The organism is Pseudomonas sp. GW823-FHT06B06, from assembly GCF_058795195.1.
Genome location: NZ_JBXAHO010000002.1, coordinates 276,566 through 290,432, shown reverse-complemented (window position 1 = coordinate 290,432; position 13,867 = coordinate 276,566). Strand labels below are relative to the sequence as shown.

12 protein-coding genes and 1 pseudogene are annotated in these 13,867 nt (G+C 60.8%); 10 read left to right on the top strand and 3 right to left on the bottom strand.

Translation table 11 applies throughout. From position 1 onward, the window contains the following. Positions 1-3: 3 nt before the first annotated feature. A complete protein-coding gene (locus tag AC1Q8Q_RS02955; RefSeq protein ID WP_020796471.1) occupies positions 4-477 on the bottom strand; it encodes an Lrp/AsnC family transcriptional regulator in 474 nt (157 codons plus the stop codon). 174 nt (positions 478-651) lie between these two features. On the opposite strand from AC1Q8Q_RS02955, the gene kynU reads away from it, so the two are divergent. The 3 genes from kynU (at position 652) to AC1Q8Q_RS02940 (ending at position 4,845) form a co-directional block, all read left to right on the top strand. Beyond that, on the top strand, positions 652-1,902 hold the full coding sequence (gene kynU / locus AC1Q8Q_RS02950; protein ID WP_033043613.1) for a kynureninase: 1,251 nt from the start codon (positions 652-654) through the stop codon (positions 1,900-1,902). A gap of 103 nt (positions 1,903-2,005) precedes the next feature. Then, the gene (locus AC1Q8Q_RS02945) at positions 2,006-3,319 is read left to right on the top strand and encodes an OprD family porin (protein ID WP_020796473.1); all 1,314 of its coding nucleotides are present in this window, start codon (positions 2,006-2,008) and stop codon (positions 3,317-3,319) included. Between the two features lie 86 nt (positions 3,320-3,405). Further along, positions 3,406-4,845, top strand: coding sequence for an amino acid permease (locus AC1Q8Q_RS02940; RefSeq protein WP_489327277.1), 1,440 nt, complete (start codon positions 3,406-3,408; stop codon positions 4,843-4,845). On the opposite strand, the gene AC1Q8Q_RS02935 is transcribed toward AC1Q8Q_RS02940, so the two are convergent. After that, positions 4,786-5,670, bottom strand: a complete 885-nt coding sequence (locus tag AC1Q8Q_RS02935) for a LysR family transcriptional regulator (RefSeq protein ID WP_492614811.1) — start codon at positions 5,668-5,670, stop codon at positions 4,786-4,788. The genes AC1Q8Q_RS02940 and AC1Q8Q_RS02935 overlap by 60 nt on opposite strands. Before the next feature lie 234 nt (positions 5,671-5,904). Between AC1Q8Q_RS02935 and AC1Q8Q_RS02930 the strand changes: the two genes are divergently transcribed. After that, positions 5,905-6,669, top strand: coding sequence for a sulfite exporter TauE/SafE family protein (locus tag AC1Q8Q_RS02930; RefSeq protein WP_033045483.1), 765 nt, complete (start codon positions 5,905-5,907; stop codon positions 6,667-6,669). Here the strand turns inward: AC1Q8Q_RS02930 and AC1Q8Q_RS02925 are convergent. Beyond that, on the bottom strand, positions 6,659-6,973 hold the full coding sequence (locus tag AC1Q8Q_RS02925; protein ID WP_083350105.1) for a putative quinol monooxygenase: 315 nt from the start codon (positions 6,971-6,973) through the stop codon (positions 6,659-6,661). The two genes, AC1Q8Q_RS02930 and AC1Q8Q_RS02925, sit on opposite strands and share 11 nt — an antisense overlap. Positions 6,974-7,136: 163 nt before the next feature. Between AC1Q8Q_RS02925 and mdaB the strand changes: the two genes are divergently transcribed. From mdaB to AC1Q8Q_RS02895, 6 genes and pseudogenes are all read left to right on the top strand, one after another. Then, positions 7,137-7,727, top strand: coding sequence for an NADPH:quinone oxidoreductase MdaB (gene mdaB / locus AC1Q8Q_RS02920; RefSeq protein ID WP_083350106.1), 591 nt, complete (start codon positions 7,137-7,139; stop codon positions 7,725-7,727). Between the two features lie 142 nt (positions 7,728-7,869). Continuing rightward, a complete protein-coding gene (locus AC1Q8Q_RS02915) occupies positions 7,870-8,781 on the top strand; it encodes a LysR family transcriptional regulator (protein WP_020796478.1) in 912 nt (303 codons plus the stop codon). Positions 8,782-8,884: 103 nt separating this feature from the next. Further along, on the top strand, positions 8,885-9,778 hold the full coding sequence (locus AC1Q8Q_RS02910) for an NAD-dependent epimerase/dehydratase family protein (protein WP_083350107.1): 894 nt from the start codon (positions 8,885-8,887) through the stop codon (positions 9,776-9,778). 198 nt (positions 9,779-9,976) lie between these two features. Then, positions 9,977-11,422 (top strand): SulP family inorganic anion transporter, encoded by a 1,446-nt coding sequence (locus tag AC1Q8Q_RS02905; RefSeq protein WP_492614802.1) that lies wholly within the window; start codon positions 9,977-9,979, stop codon positions 11,420-11,422. Between the two features lie 219 nt (positions 11,423-11,641). Further along, a pseudogene (locus tag AC1Q8Q_RS02900) lies at positions 11,642-12,990 on the top strand (GntT/GntP/DsdX family permease). Positions 12,991-13,005: 15 nt separating this feature from the next. After that, positions 13,006-13,866: a MurR/RpiR family transcriptional regulator gene (locus AC1Q8Q_RS02895; RefSeq protein WP_020796482.1), complete on the top strand. Its 861-nt coding sequence runs from the start codon at positions 13,006-13,008 to the stop codon at positions 13,864-13,866. Position 13,867: the final 1 nt, after the last annotated feature.

Below are 13,867 nucleotides of genomic sequence, written 5' to 3'. Positions count from 1 at the left end.
TCCTTACTTGCGCACCACCAGGTCCAACAGCGATTCACGCTCCTTGATCTTCTGCAGGACGATTTCCGAGCGGATGTCAGTCACCCCCGCCGTGCGGTTCAAGTGGTTGACGATGAAGTCGGAGAAGTGTTTGAGATTACGCGCCTGGACCCGCAGCACGTAGTTGCTCGCTCCCGTAATCACATACGCGGTGACCACTTCCGGCCACGACTGGACCTTCTTGATAAACGTCTCGTGCCAATCCTCGACGTCCTGTCGCAATGACACATGGACGATGGCTTCCAGTTCGATCCCCAGCCGTTCGGCATTCAACACCGCGCGATAGCCGCTGATGATTCCCTCGCTTTCCAACAGGCGCAACCTTCGTAGACAGGCCGACGGCGACAGGGCGACTTTCTCTGCCAGTTCCTGATTGCTGATGCGGCCATCCTGTTGCAGTTGATGGAGGATTCGCAGGTCTGTCGAGTCGAGATTCATGGCTGGCGTAAATCCGCGTTTATGGGTATTGGATTCGAATTTTATGCGAAATAACTACCTGGTAGCCGCTTAGTTTGCACGAAAATTCTCCAAGGCATCGTTCATTATTTCTCCACGAAAAGGGGCCGACAACGCCTGCATAAACGCAACGACCTTCAAAGAACAGGACACCCGATGACAACAAGAAACGATTGCCTGGCGCGTGATGCCCAGGACACTCTCGCGCCGCTACGCCAGCAATTTGCGCTACCCGACGGTGTGATTTATCTCGATGGCAATTCCCTGGGCGCACGCCCGGTCGCGGCATTGGCGCGTGCTCAGGAAGTGATTGCCCAAGAGTGGGGCAATGGCCTGATCCGCAGCTGGAACACTGCCGGTTGGCGCGATTTGTCCGAGCGTTTGGGTAATCGCCTGGCCGGGTTGATCGGCGCCCGTGCCGGTGAAGTGGTGGTGACCGACACGACCTCGATCAACCTGTTCAAGGTGCTCAGTGCCGCGCTGCGGGTGCAAGCCACAAGGTCGCCAGCGCGACGGGTGATTGTCACCGAAAGCAGCAATTTCCCCACCGACCTGTACATCGCCGAAGGCCTGGCCGACATGCTGCAGCAGGGTTACACCTTGCGCCTTGTTGATAGCCCTGAAGAGTTGCCACAAGCGATTGACCAGGACACGGCGGTGGTGATGCTCACCCACGTCAACTACAAGACCGGCTACATGCACGACATGCAAGCGCTGACCGCGCTGACCCATGAGTGCGGGGCACTGGCCATCTGGGATCTGGCGCATTCCGCTGGCGCGGTGCCGGTCGACTTGCATCAGGCGGGCGCCGACTACGCCATCGGCTGCACCTACAAATACCTCAATGGCGGTCCGGGTTCGCAGGCGTTCGTCTGGGTCTCGCCGCCGTTGTGCGATCTGGTGCCGCAGCCGCTGGCGGGGTGGTTCGGCCACTCGCGGCAGTTCGCCATGGAGTCGCGCTACGAGCCGAGCAGCGGCATCGCCCGTTACTTGTGCGGTACCCAGCCGATCACTTCGTTGGCGATGGTCGAGTGCGGGCTGGATGTGTTCGCCCAGACCGACATGGCCAGCTTGCGCCGCAAATCTTTGGCGCTGACGGACTTGTTCATCGAATTGGTCGAGCAGCGTTGCTCGGCTCACGAACTGAAATTGATCACGCCGCGTGAGCACGCCAAGCGTGGCAGTCACGTGAGCTTCGAACACCCCGAAGGCTATGCAGTGATCCAGGCCTTGATCGACCGGGGCGTGATCGGCGACTACCGCGAGCCGCGCATCATGCGTTTCGGTTTCACCCCGCTGTACACGACCTTCACCGAGGTCTGGGATGCAGTGCAGATCCTCGGCGAGATTCTCGATCAGAAAACCTGGGCGCAAGCGCAATTCCAGGTTCGCCACAGCGTCACCTGATACCTGCGTTGTCCAGGTCTTGCTGCCAGGTTTCCTGGCGGCAGGGCTTCGCCTGCGATCGATCAACTGTTCTGTGCAAACACAATAATAAGGAGCACGCAGAATGAGACTGTCCCCCTGGCCCGCCTTGTCGCTCGCCATCGGCAGTTGCCTCGGGCAAATGGCCTATGCCGCCGCCGACAATGGATTCGTCGAAGGCAGCAGCCTGACCCTGACCAACCGTAACTTCTTTTTCTATCGCAATAACCTCAACAACCCTGGCGGCCAGAATTATCGGGACGAATGGGCCCACGGGATCATGCTCGATTACCGCTCCGGCTACACCCAGGGAACGGTGGGGTTCGGGGTCGATGCGTACGCGCAGTTGGGTCTCAAACTCGACAGCGGCAAGGGGCGCACCGGCACCGGTTTGCTGCCGGTCGATTCCGATGGTCGCCCCGAGGATGAGTACTCCGAAGCGGGTGGCGCGGTGAAGGCGCGGGTATCGCAGACCGAACTCAAGTACGGCAACCTGACCCCGCTAAACCCGGTGTTCGGCACCGGCAACGCGCGACTGTTCACCAGTGTTGCCACGGGCTTCCAGCTGACCAGCCATGAACTCAAGGCCTTGCAACTGGACATCGGTCATTTCACCGCCGGCAACGACAGTAACTCGACCAATGCCGATGGCGCGCTGAAAGCGCTGTACGCTGGCGTGGAAACCCGCAGTGTCGATTATCTGGGCGGTAGTTATGCCCTGAGCGATCAACTGAGCATCAGCCTCTACGGCTCGCAGTTCACCGATATCTGGCGGCAGTACTACGCCAACGGCAACTACACCTTTGCCCTGAGTGAAGGCCAGTCGCTGAACCTGGATTTCAACATCTACCGCACCAACGATGATGGTCAGAGCCTGGCCGGAAAAATCGACAACACCACCTGGTCGCTGGCCGCCGGGTATAAGTCCGGTGCCCATCGATTGACCCTGGCGTATCAACAAGTCGATGGCAACGAGCCGTTCGATTACCTGGGTTTCGATCAACAGCCAGGCACTTCGATTTTCCTCGCCAACTCGATTCAGGTGCTCGACTTCAACGCCCCCAACGAGCGCTCATGGCAACTGCGTTATGACCTGGACATGGCGGCTTTCGGCGTGCCGGGGCTGAGCTTCATGTCCCGTTACGTCAGCGGTGACCATATCGACGACAGCCATTACGACGGTGGTCCCAACGGCGCCTACGGACGCTACGGCGATGACGGCAAGCGCTGGGAACGCGACATCGAGGCGCGCTACGTCGTGCAGTCGGGCAAGGCGCGGGACCTGTCGGTGCGGGTGCGCCAGGCCAGTGTGCGTTCCACCGCGCAAGTGGCGCGGGCCGATACCACGGACAACAACGAAGTGCGCGTCATCATCGAATATCCACTGAGTATTTTCTGATCCGTGTCCTGCTGTGCGTGGCTGATCCCCACCGGTAAAAACCAAGACGTGCTCTTCAAGAAAGACAATATTCAGAGGACATAAAAATGACCGATAACACCGGTTTTGAAACGATATCCAACCGTGAACAGGGCCTGCGGCGTCAGCTGACGTCCGGGCAAATGAGCATGATCGCCATTGGTGGCGCGATCGGCACCGGGCTGTTCATGGGCAGCGCCTACGCGATCGGCTATGCCGGGCCGAGCGTGCTGCTCAGCTACGCCATCGGCGCGATCATCACGCTGTTGTTGATGGGCTGCCTGGCGGAAATGACCGTGGCCCATTCGACCTCCGGTTCGTTCGGTGCTTACGCCGAATTCTATGTCAGCCCCTTGGCCGGGTTCCTGGTGCGCTATGCCTATTGGGCGGCGATCGTGCTGGCGGTCGGTACGGAAGTGACGGCGGTGGCGATGTACATGAAGTACTGGTTTGCCAACGTGCCGGAGTGGGTGTGGATCGTCTCGTTTTCCAGTGTGTTGATCGTGCTCAACGCGATCAGCGTGAAGACCTTCGGTACGTTCGAGTACTGGTTCTCGACCATCAAGATCGGCGCGATCGTCGGCTTCATCATTCTCGCGGTGTACGTGGTGTTCGGTTCCGGCAACCCGGAATACGGCGTGCACAATTACACCGTCCACGGCGGTTTTTTCCCCAATGGCCTGCAAGGCATGTGGGTCGCGGTCATCGTGTCGATCTTCAGTTACCTGAGCGTGGAGATGATCGCCGTGGCCGCCGGTGAGGCGCAGGACCCGGAGCAAGCGGTGAAGAAAGCCTTTCGCGCGACCATCGTGCGCCTGGTGGTGTTCTACCTGCTGACCCTCGCTCTGATGCTGGCGATTGTGCCGTGGGTCCAGGCCGGTCATGCGCAAAGCCCGTTCGTCACGGTCATGCAAGCCATCGGCATTCCCGGCGCCACCGGGGTGATGAATTTCGTCATCCTGATCGCCGCGCTCTCGGCGATGAACAGCCAGTTGTACATCACCACGCGCATGATGTTCAGCCTGTCCCGTGGCGGCTACGCCCCCAAGTCCATGGGCAAGTTGAGCAAGAGCGGGATTCCACTGAACGCCCTGTTGTTGTCGAGCTCGGGCATTGCCCTGGCGACCTTGCTCAACATCCTGTACCCGGAAAGTTCGTTCACCTTGATGATGGCGATCTCCATGTTCGGCGCCATCTTCACCTGGTTCATGATCTTCCTGACGCACTACTGTTTCCGTCGTTATCACCAGCGCCACGGCGAGCGAAAACTGTCGTTTCGCATGCGCCTGTTCCCCTACAGCACCTGGTTGGGGTTGGTACTGATGGGCGCGGTGATGATCACCACCTACTTCACCGAAGCCTTCAAGATGACCCTGGTGTTCGGTGTGCCGTTCCTGTTGTTGCTGACCGTTGTCTACGGCGTGTTTTTCAGGAAGCCCAAACCGGTCTCACTCAATGAGCAACGCCTCGAGCAGCGCCCTGGCATAACCGGGCAGGCCAGTGAATGATCGCGCGCACAGCAGCAGTTTTCGCTGTGCCCAGTCTTCGTTCAACGAGAAGCTTTTGAGCGGTTGATCCAGTGCCCGGCGCTGGATCGCCGCCAGCGGCACAATCGCCAGCCCGGCGCCGCGGGCAGCCATGCGAATCACCCCGTCGAAACCCTCCGCACGGATGCGGATCTGCATGCGCATACCCGCGTGCAACGCCTGTTCTTCGAGGTACACCGCGAGTGCACTATTAGCGGCCAACCCCACATAGTCGTGCTGCAAGGTATCGCTGAAAGTCGGCGGTTCGCCGTCGGCCAGCGGATGCCCGGGCGGCATGATCAGCACCAGCGGGTCGTCGCGAAAGGGCAGGGTTTCGAGGGCGTGGGTGTCCACCGCGTCGGAGACGATGCCAAGGTCGGCGGCACCCTGGCGCAACGCGTGGGTGATGCGCGTGCTGGGCAATTCCTGCAGGTCGATGTCGAGGTTGGGATGCTCGCTTAGGAAGTCGGCGAGCAACTCCGGCAGGTATTCGGTGATGGCCGTGGTGTTGCACAACAACCGCACCTGGCCTTTGACGCCTTTGGCATATTCGGCCAGGTCCTGCTGCATGCGTTCGGCCTGTTGCAGCAGGACCCGGGCGTGTTGCGCGAGAGCCTTGCCGGCAGGCGTTGGGGTAACGCCGCGACGGCCGCGCTGCAGGAACTCAGTGCCGAGTGATGCTTCCATTGCACGGATTCGCGCGCTCGCGGCGGCCAGGGAAAGATGGCTACGCGCCGCGCCGGCGGTGATGTTGCCGGTGTCGAGGATGTTCAGGTAGAGGCGCAGGTCGGTCAGGTCGAAGTGCATCATTGCAGCCTCAAGTGGTGTGTCGTGTGGGCGGGCCTCTTCGCGGGCAAGCCCGCTCCCACAGTAGAAATGCATCGAACATAAATTTGGTGTCCGCCAAAGATCCCTGTGGGAGCGGGCTTGCCCGCGAAGGCGTCAGCAGCCACGGCGGATACTCAAGCCTCTTGCTAATCAAGAGCCAGGCTCAGTATATGGCAGATTTTCAACCCGCCAATCCGGGCTCACCATCAGCCCATGAATACACTCGCCTCGTTCTACCAAAATCTCGGCTTGGCCCTGTCGTTGCTGGTCATTGCCACCTTCCTGCTGGCCGGTTTGGTCAAGGGCATCATCGGCCTCGGCCTGCCGACCATCGCCATGGGCTTGCTCGGTCTGGCTATGGCCCCGTCACAGGCTGCGGCGCTGTTGATCATTCCCGCGACCCTGACCAACGTCTGGCAGCTGGCCTTCGGCGGGCATCTGCGCGGGTTGATCCTGCGGCTGTGGCCGATGCTGCTGGCCATCTTCATCGGCACCGGCGCCGGTACGCTGTGGATCGGCATGGTCGGTGGACATTGGGTGGTGCGCGGATTGGGCGCGGCGTTGTTGCTCTATGCGCTCTGCGGCTTGTTCTTGCCGACCTTGCGTGTCGGTGCGGGTAATGAGCCCTGGCTAGGTCCGATGTGCGGCGTGATGACCGGTGTCATTACGTCGGCCACGGGCGTGTTCGTGATTCCGGCAGTGCCTTACCTGCAGGCGCTGGGCTTGAGCAAGGACGAACTGGTGCAGGCGTTGGGCCTGTCATTCACCGTCTCGACCCTTGCCCTCGCGGGCGGCCTGCTATGGCTCGGTGCCCTGGGTGGTGGCGAGTTGAGTGCGTCGCTGTTGGCGCTGATCCCGGCGGTGCTCGGCATGTGGCTGGGGCAGTGGCTGCGCCAGCGGATCAGCGCCCTGTTGTTCAAGCGCGTATTCTTCATTGGCCTCGGGTTGCTCGGCGGCCATTTGTTGATCAGCGGCTAGCGGACGACGGGCTGAGCATCTCGATGGCGCGGATTACGAAATCCCGTTCCAGGTACTCATCGCGTTGATCGAGGAACTGCTTCATGTGCGGCAGGTTCGAGTGCACGTCGAGATGTGCCTGGGACTGCCAGATCTCGAAGAAGATAAACAGGGTAGGGTCCTGCTTGTCGCGCAGCATGTGGTACTCGATGCAGCCGGGTTCGGCGCGACTTGCTTCTACGTAGCCGCTGAAAAACGCTTCGAAGGCGTCGGATTTTTCCGGGCGGGTCTTGGCGTGCAGGATGAAACCTTGCATTTCACTCATTGGAAAACACTCCTCAAGTCAGAATTGGCGCCAGTCTAAGGCAACAATCTGCTGGTGATTCGTGCGTGTGGGTCAAATGTATTTTGCGACAGCGGCGCTTACTCCGCGCGAGGCGGATCGTTACGCTGCCGCCATCCAGTTTCTGACCCTTGCGAGACCTCTCATGAAAAAAGTCCTGTTACTCAATGGCGGCAAACAATTCGCCCACTCCGATGGCCGCTACAACACCACCTTGCATGAAGCCGCGCTGAGCGTGCTGGATCGCGGCGGTGTGGATGTCAAGGCCACCTTCATCGACGAGGGTTACGACGTCGCCGAAGAAGTCGCCAAATTCCTCTGGGCCGACGTGATCATCTATCAGATGCCGGGCTGGTGGATGGGCGCGCCATGGACCGTGAAGAAGTACATCGACGAGGTCTTCACCGAAGGTCACGGCAGCCTCTATGCCAGCGACGGCCGCACCCGTTCCGACGCCTCGCAGAAGTACGGCAGCGGCGGCCTGATCCAGGGCAAGCAATACATGCTGTCGCTGACCTGGAACGCGCCGCAGCAAGCCTTCGACGACCCGACCGACTTCTTCGAGGCCAAAGGCGTGGACGCGGTGTACTTCCCGTTCCACAAGGCCAACCAATTCCTCGGCATGACCGCTTTGCCGACCTTCCTCTGCGTGGACGTGATGAAACGCCCGAACATCGAGGCCGATGTGGCGCGTTATGAGCAGCACTTGGCCGAGGTGTTTGGCCTGAAGGTGTAACGCTCAGCTAATATCGGTCGCAATGGCTTAAAAGATCGCAGCCTTCGGCAGCTCCTACAGGTATACGCAATACCCTGTAGGAGCTGCCAAAGGCTGCGATCCTGGCGATTCATGCCATGCCGATTCGTGAAAGAGGACACACGTGAAAGCCAGATCCGATGAATTGCAGATCTTCGTCTGCGTGATCGAGTGCGGGTCGATTTCCGCGGCCGCCGAGCAGGTCGGGCAAACGCCGTCGGCGGTCAGTCGCACGCTGTCGCGGCTGGAGGCCAAGCTCGATACCACGTTGATCAACCGCACCACGAGGCGCATGGACCTGACCGAGGAGGGCAAATATTTCTTCGAGCACGCCAAGCTGATTCTCGATCAGATGGACCAACTCGAAGAACGCTTGTCTTCGCGCCAGCAAACGCCGTCCGGGCGTTTGCGCATCAACGCCGCGTCGCCGTTCATGCTGCATGCCATCGTGCCGTACATCGATGAGTTCCGCCGGCTCTATCCAGATATCCAGCTCGAACTAAACAGCAACGACCTGATCATCGACCTGCTAGAGCAAAGCACCGACATCGCCATCCGCATCGGTACACTGGCCGACTCGACCCTGCACGCCCGTTCCCTGGGATGCAGTCCGCTGCACATCGTCGCCAGCCCCGCCTACCTGGAAAAACATGGCACACCGACAGCCGTGGCGGACCTGGCCGAACACACCCTGCTGGGGTTCACCCAGAACGAAGGCCTCAACCAATGGCCGTTGCGCTACGTGCATGGCGATCGCTGGCCGATCCAGGCGTCACTCAGCGCATCCAGCGGTGAAACCATCCGCCATCTGGCGCTGGAAGGCCAAGGCATCGCCAGCCTGTCGCATTACATGACCATCGAGGACATTCGTGCCGGACGGTTGAAGGTCGTGCTGGCCGAGTTCAACAGCGGTTATCGCCAGCCGATCAACGCGGTGTACTACCGTAACTCGCAGCTGGCCTTGCGCATCCAGTGTTTCCTTGACTTCATCCAGGGCAAATTGGCGCTTTACGCTTCCACGGATTTCAGCGACTGATTCGTGATTCCTGCGCAAGAGTGAATTGGGTCAGCAGGGATTTTTCGTCTGGGATCACTGCTTGATACTCGTTGCATCACTTATCAACGCAGGGAGTTTCTCCATGAACGTATTCGTTACTGGTGCGGCCGGTTTCATCGGCGGCTCCATCGCCACCGGCCTGGTCAAGGCCGGCCACAAGGTTACCGGCCTGGTGCGCAACGCCGAGCAAGCGGACGAGCTCAAGGCACTGGGCATCACGCCCGTGACCGGCACGCTGGACGACAGCGCACTATTGGCCGAACAGGCCCGCGCAGCCGACGCCGTGATCAACGCCGCCAGCAGCGACCATCGCGGCGCTGTCGAAGCCTTGCTCGATGCCTTGCGCGGCTCCAACAAGGTATTGCTGCATACCAGCGGTTCGAGCATCGTGGGCGATGCCTCGGGCGGTCAGTCCAGCGACGTTATCTATTACGAAGACAACTTGCCGGAACCCACCGTGGACAAGGCTGCACGCGTGGCCATCGACAACCTGATCCTCGCCGCGGCCAAGGACGGCGTGAACTCGGCCGTCATCTGCAACACGCTGATCTACGGCCACAGCCTGGGCGTCAAGCGCGACAGCGTGCAGCTGCCGCGCTTGCTCAAGCAGGCGCGTAAAAGCGGCGTGGTCCGCCATGTCGGGACCGGGCAGAACATCTGGTCCAACGTGCACATCGAAGACGTGGTATCGCTGTACCTGCTGGCGCTGAACAAAAACGTCCCAGGCACGTTCTACTTCGTCGAAAGCGGTGAAGCGTCATTCATCGACATGACCACGGCGATCGCCGAGGCGCTGAACCTGGGCAAGCCGCAAGACTGGCCGTTGAAGGACGCCGAAGCCGAGTGGGGTTATGAAATGGCCAACTATGGCCTGGGCTCCAACAGCCGTGTTCGCGGCAAGCATGCGCGGGAATTGCTGGGCTGGGTGCCGAAGCGCACGTCGGTGCTGGAGTGGATTCGTCACGAGATGGTGTGAGTTCGCTTAACACCGCGTTGCTGCCTTCGCGAGCAAGCCCGCTCCCACATTCGACCGCATTGTCCAGATGGACGCGGTCAACTGTGGGAGCGAGCCTGCTCGCGAAGGCGTTTCTGAAGTTGCATAAACTGGCCGGGCCGCCCTTGATTCCGTAACATCCCCACACTCTTTCTTGCTTCTCCCTGCACGCGGTCCTCCATGAAACCAAAACATCTACGCGCCGATGCCCTAGCCGGCCTCACGACGTCTTTCGCCCTGTTACCCGAATGCATTGCCTTCGCGCTGGTGGCTCATCTCAATCCGCTGATGGGGCTGTATGGTGCGTTCATCATTTGCACCCTGACCGCGCTATTCGGTGGCCGGCCTGGCATGGTGTCCGGTGCTGCCGGGTCGATGGCGGTGGTGATCGTCGCGCTGGTGGTGCAGCACGGCGTGCAGTACTTGCTGGCGACGGTGCTGCTGGGCGGGTTGATCATGTCGACGTTCGGGCTGCTGCGACTGGGCAAGCTGGTGCGAATGGTGCCGCACCCGGTGATGCTGGGGTTCGTCAACGGCCTGGCAATCGTCATTGCCCTGGCGCAGCTTGAGCACTTCAAGAGTGGTGAGACCTGGCTGAGCGGCACGCCGTTGTACTACATGATCGGGTTGGTGGCGGTGACGATGGCGGTTGTCTATGTGCTGCCGCGTCTGACCCGCGCGATACCGCCGGCGTTGGTGGCGATCCTGGGAGTGGGGTTGGCTGTGCACTTCCTCGGCCTGCCAACCCGCACCCTGGGCGACATGGCGCATATCGCCGGCGGCTTGCCGACACTTGCCTTGCCGGACATTCCCTGGAACCTGGAAACCCTAAGCATCATTGCGCCCTACGCGTTCTTGATGGCGATGGTCGGCCTGCTGGAAACCCTGTTGACCCTCAACCTCACCGACGAATTCACCGAGAGCCGCGGTTACCCCGATCGCGAGTGCGTGGCGCTGGGCGCGGCCAATGTGGTGTCCGGTCTGTTTGGGGGAATGGGCGGTTGCGCGATGATCGGCCAGACCGTCATCAACTTGAGCTCCGGGGGGCGCGGGCGGCTGTCCGGTGTGGTGGCCGGGGTGTCGATCCTGCTGTTCATCCTGTTCCTGTCGCCGTTGATCGAACGTATTCCTCTGGCGGCGTTGGTGGGGGTGATGTTCGTGGTCTCGCAGCAGACCTTCGCCTGGGCTTCGCTGCGGGTGCTGAACAAGGTGCCATTGAACGATGTGCTGGTGATTATCGCGGTGACGGTGATCACGGTATTCACCGACCTGGCCATGGCGGTGTTGTGCGGGATCATCATTGCGGCGCTCAATTTCGCCTGGCAGCAAGCCCGGCAGCTGTACGCCGACAGTCACCTGGAAAGCGACGGCAGCAAGCTGTACCGCGTGCACGGCACCTTGTTTTTTGCCTCGACCACGCCGTTTCTCAACCAGTTCGACGCGGCCAACGACCCCGTGCAAGTGACCCTCGATTGTCGCCACCTGAGCTTCGTCGATTACTCCGCCATCGCTGCATTGGAGACCTTGCGCGAGCGCTACAGCAAGGCTGGCAAGCACCTACGGGTGCTGGGCCTGTCCGAGCGCTGCAAGAAACTGCTCAAGCGCGCCCGGGTACAACACGACTGAGATCCGCCTGCCTGATCGTTCCCACGCAGAGCATGGGAACGATCAGTGTCGTGATGAAAATCTACCTGCCTGATTTTCATTAATCGCGACACGACATATCTCTGAGCGACATCCCTTACCTCTAAACGAAAATTACTTTCACCTCGTTTGAAAATCGCGCCTCGAAATGTTTTAAGAGTTTCACAAAATTTTCGACGTGACCCTCTCGAGGAGTACCGCATGACCCCGTCCTTCGGCTATTGGCTGTTGGTGTATGCCGCTGTCGCCATCATCGCGCTGATCGTGCTGATCGCCCGTTACCGGCTTAATCCGTTCATTGTCATCACCCTGATCTCCATCGGCCTGGCGCTGGTGGCGGGCATGCCGCCGTCCGGCGTGGTCGGGGCGTATGAGGCGGGCGTCGGCAAGACCCTGGGACATATCGCCCTGGTGGTGGCGCTGGGTACCATGCTCGGCAAGATGATGGCCGAGTCCGGCGGCGCCGAGCAGGTGGCGCGCACCTTGATCGACCGTTTCGGCGAAAAAACGCGCATTGGGCGATGGTGTGTATCGCTTTCCTGGTCGGGCTGCCGTTGTTCTTCGAAGTCGGTTTCGTATTGCTGGTGCCAATCGCGTTCACCGTGGCGCGGCGGGTCGGCGTATCGATCCTGATGGTCGGCTTGCCGATGGTCGCCGGCCTGTCGGTGGTGCATGCGCTGGTACCACCGCACCCGGCGGCGATGCTGGCGGTGCAGGTGTACCAGGCGTCGGTGGGGCAGACCTTGCTCTATGCGATTGCGATCGGTATTCCCACGGCGATCATCGCCGGGCCCTTGTACGCCAAGTTCATCGTGCCGCGTATCCAGTTGCCGGCGGAAAACCCACTGGAGCGGCAGTTCCTCGAACGCGAACCGCGCGACAGCCTGCCAAGCTTCGGCCTCACCATGGCGACCATCCTGTTGCCGGTGGTGCTGATGTTGATCGGCGGCTGGGCCAACCTGATTTCCACCCCTGGCACGGGTTTTAACCAGTTCCTGTTGTTCATCGGCAACTCGGTCATCGCATTGCTGCTGGCGACTTTGCTGAGCTTCTGGACCCTTGGCCTGGCCCAGGGCTTCAATCGCGAGTCGATCCTCAAGTTCACCAACGAATGCCTGGCGCCGACCGCCAGCATCACCTTGCTGGTGGGCGCTGGCGGCGGCCTGAACCGGATCCTGGTGGACGCCGGTGTCACCGACCAGATCGTCGGCCTGGCCAACGAATTTCACTTGTCGCCGTTGCTGATGGGCTGGCTGTTCGCCGCGTTGATGCGCATCGCCACCGGCTCCGCTACCGTGGCCATGACCACCGCCTCGGGCGTGGTCGCGCCCGTGGCCATCGCGATGGGTTATCCACACCCGGAGCTGCTGGTGCTGGCAACAGGAGCGGGCTCGGTGATCTTTTCCCACGTCAACGACGGCGGCTTCTGGCTGATCAAGGAATACTTCAATATGACGGTGACCCAGACCTTCAAGACCTGGACGGTGCTGGAGACCCTGATCTCGCTCGTCGCCTTCGGCCTGACCGTGGGCCTTTCCTACCTGATTTAACCGGAGCCGCCCGCCATGGACATCCTCTACCAGATCCGCGCCCGCCAGGATTCCTTCAGCGCCGGGGAAGGACGCATCGCGCGCCTGATGCTCGACGATGTGGGGTTTGCCGCCTCCGCAAGCCTGGATGAGCTGGCGCTGCGCGCAGAGGTCAGCACTGCCACGCTGTCGCGCTTTGCCCGTACGGTCGGCTGCAAGGATCTGCGCGACCTGCGGTTGCAACTGGCCCAGGCCAGCGGCGTCGGCAGCCGTTTTCTCGATCCGGCGGGCACACCGGAGCAGTCAGCGTTTTATGGGCAAATAGTCGGCGACATCGAATCGACCCTGCGCCAGCACCTGTCGGCCTTCGACGAGTCGCGGTTCGCCGATGCCGTGAAACTGCTGGGCAAGGCGCGGATGATTCATGCCTTCGGAATGGGCGGCTGCTCGACCTTGTGCAGCGATGAGTTGCAGGTGCGCCTCGTGCGCCTTGGCTACCCGATCGCGGTCTGCCACGACGCGGTAATGATGCGGATCACGGCGGCCAGTCTCAGTGCCGATCAGGTAGTCATCGTCTGTTCACTGACCGGGATCACACCCGAACTGCTGGAAACTGTGGAGCTGGCCCGCAGCTATGGCGCGCCCATTCTGGCCATTACCCGAGGCGATTCGCCGCTGGCGCAACTGGCCGACATCGTATTGCCGCTGCAAAGCGCCGAGACCTCCTTCATCTATAAACCGACAGCAGCACGCTACGGCATGTTGCTCGCCATCGATGTGCTTGCCACCGAGCTGGCACTGGCCAATCCTCAAGACAATCAAGAGCGCCTGCGGCGGATCAAGCTCGCCCTGGACGATTACCGCGGCGGCGACGATCACTTGCCGCTGGGAGACTGAC

Bases quoted from the DNA above. Each gene is read 5' to 3' on its own strand.
- AC1Q8Q_RS02955 (WP_020796471.1), bottom strand. From the start codon at position 477: ATGAATCTCGACTCGACAGACCTGCGAATCCTCCATCAACTGCAACAG.
- kynU (WP_033043613.1), top strand. From the start codon at position 652: ATGACAACAAGAAACGATTGCCTGGCGCGTGATGCCCAGGACACTCTC.
- AC1Q8Q_RS02945 (WP_020796473.1), top strand. From the start codon at position 2,006: ATGAGACTGTCCCCCTGGCCCGCCTTGTCGCTCGCCATCGGCAGTTGC.
- AC1Q8Q_RS02940 (WP_489327277.1), top strand. From the start codon at position 3,406: ATGACCGATAACACCGGTTTTGAAACGATATCCAACCGTGAACAGGGC.
- AC1Q8Q_RS02935 (WP_492614811.1), bottom strand. From the start codon at position 5,670: ATGCACTTCGACCTGACCGACCTGCGCCTCTACCTGAACATCCTCGAC.
- AC1Q8Q_RS02930 (WP_033045483.1), top strand. From the start codon at position 5,905: ATGAATACACTCGCCTCGTTCTACCAAAATCTCGGCTTGGCCCTGTCG.
- AC1Q8Q_RS02925 (WP_083350105.1), bottom strand. From the start codon at position 6,973: ATGAGTGAAATGCAAGGTTTCATCCTGCACGCCAAGACCCGCCCGGAA.
- mdaB (WP_083350106.1), top strand. From the start codon at position 7,137: ATGAAAAAAGTCCTGTTACTCAATGGCGGCAAACAATTCGCCCACTCC.
- AC1Q8Q_RS02910 (WP_083350107.1), top strand. From the start codon at position 8,885: ATGAACGTATTCGTTACTGGTGCGGCCGGTTTCATCGGCGGCTCCATC.
- AC1Q8Q_RS02905 (WP_492614802.1), top strand. From the start codon at position 9,977: ATGAAACCAAAACATCTACGCGCCGATGCCCTAGCCGGCCTCACGACG.
- AC1Q8Q_RS02895 (WP_020796482.1), top strand. From the start codon at position 13,006: ATGGACATCCTCTACCAGATCCGCGCCCGCCAGGATTCCTTCAGCGCC.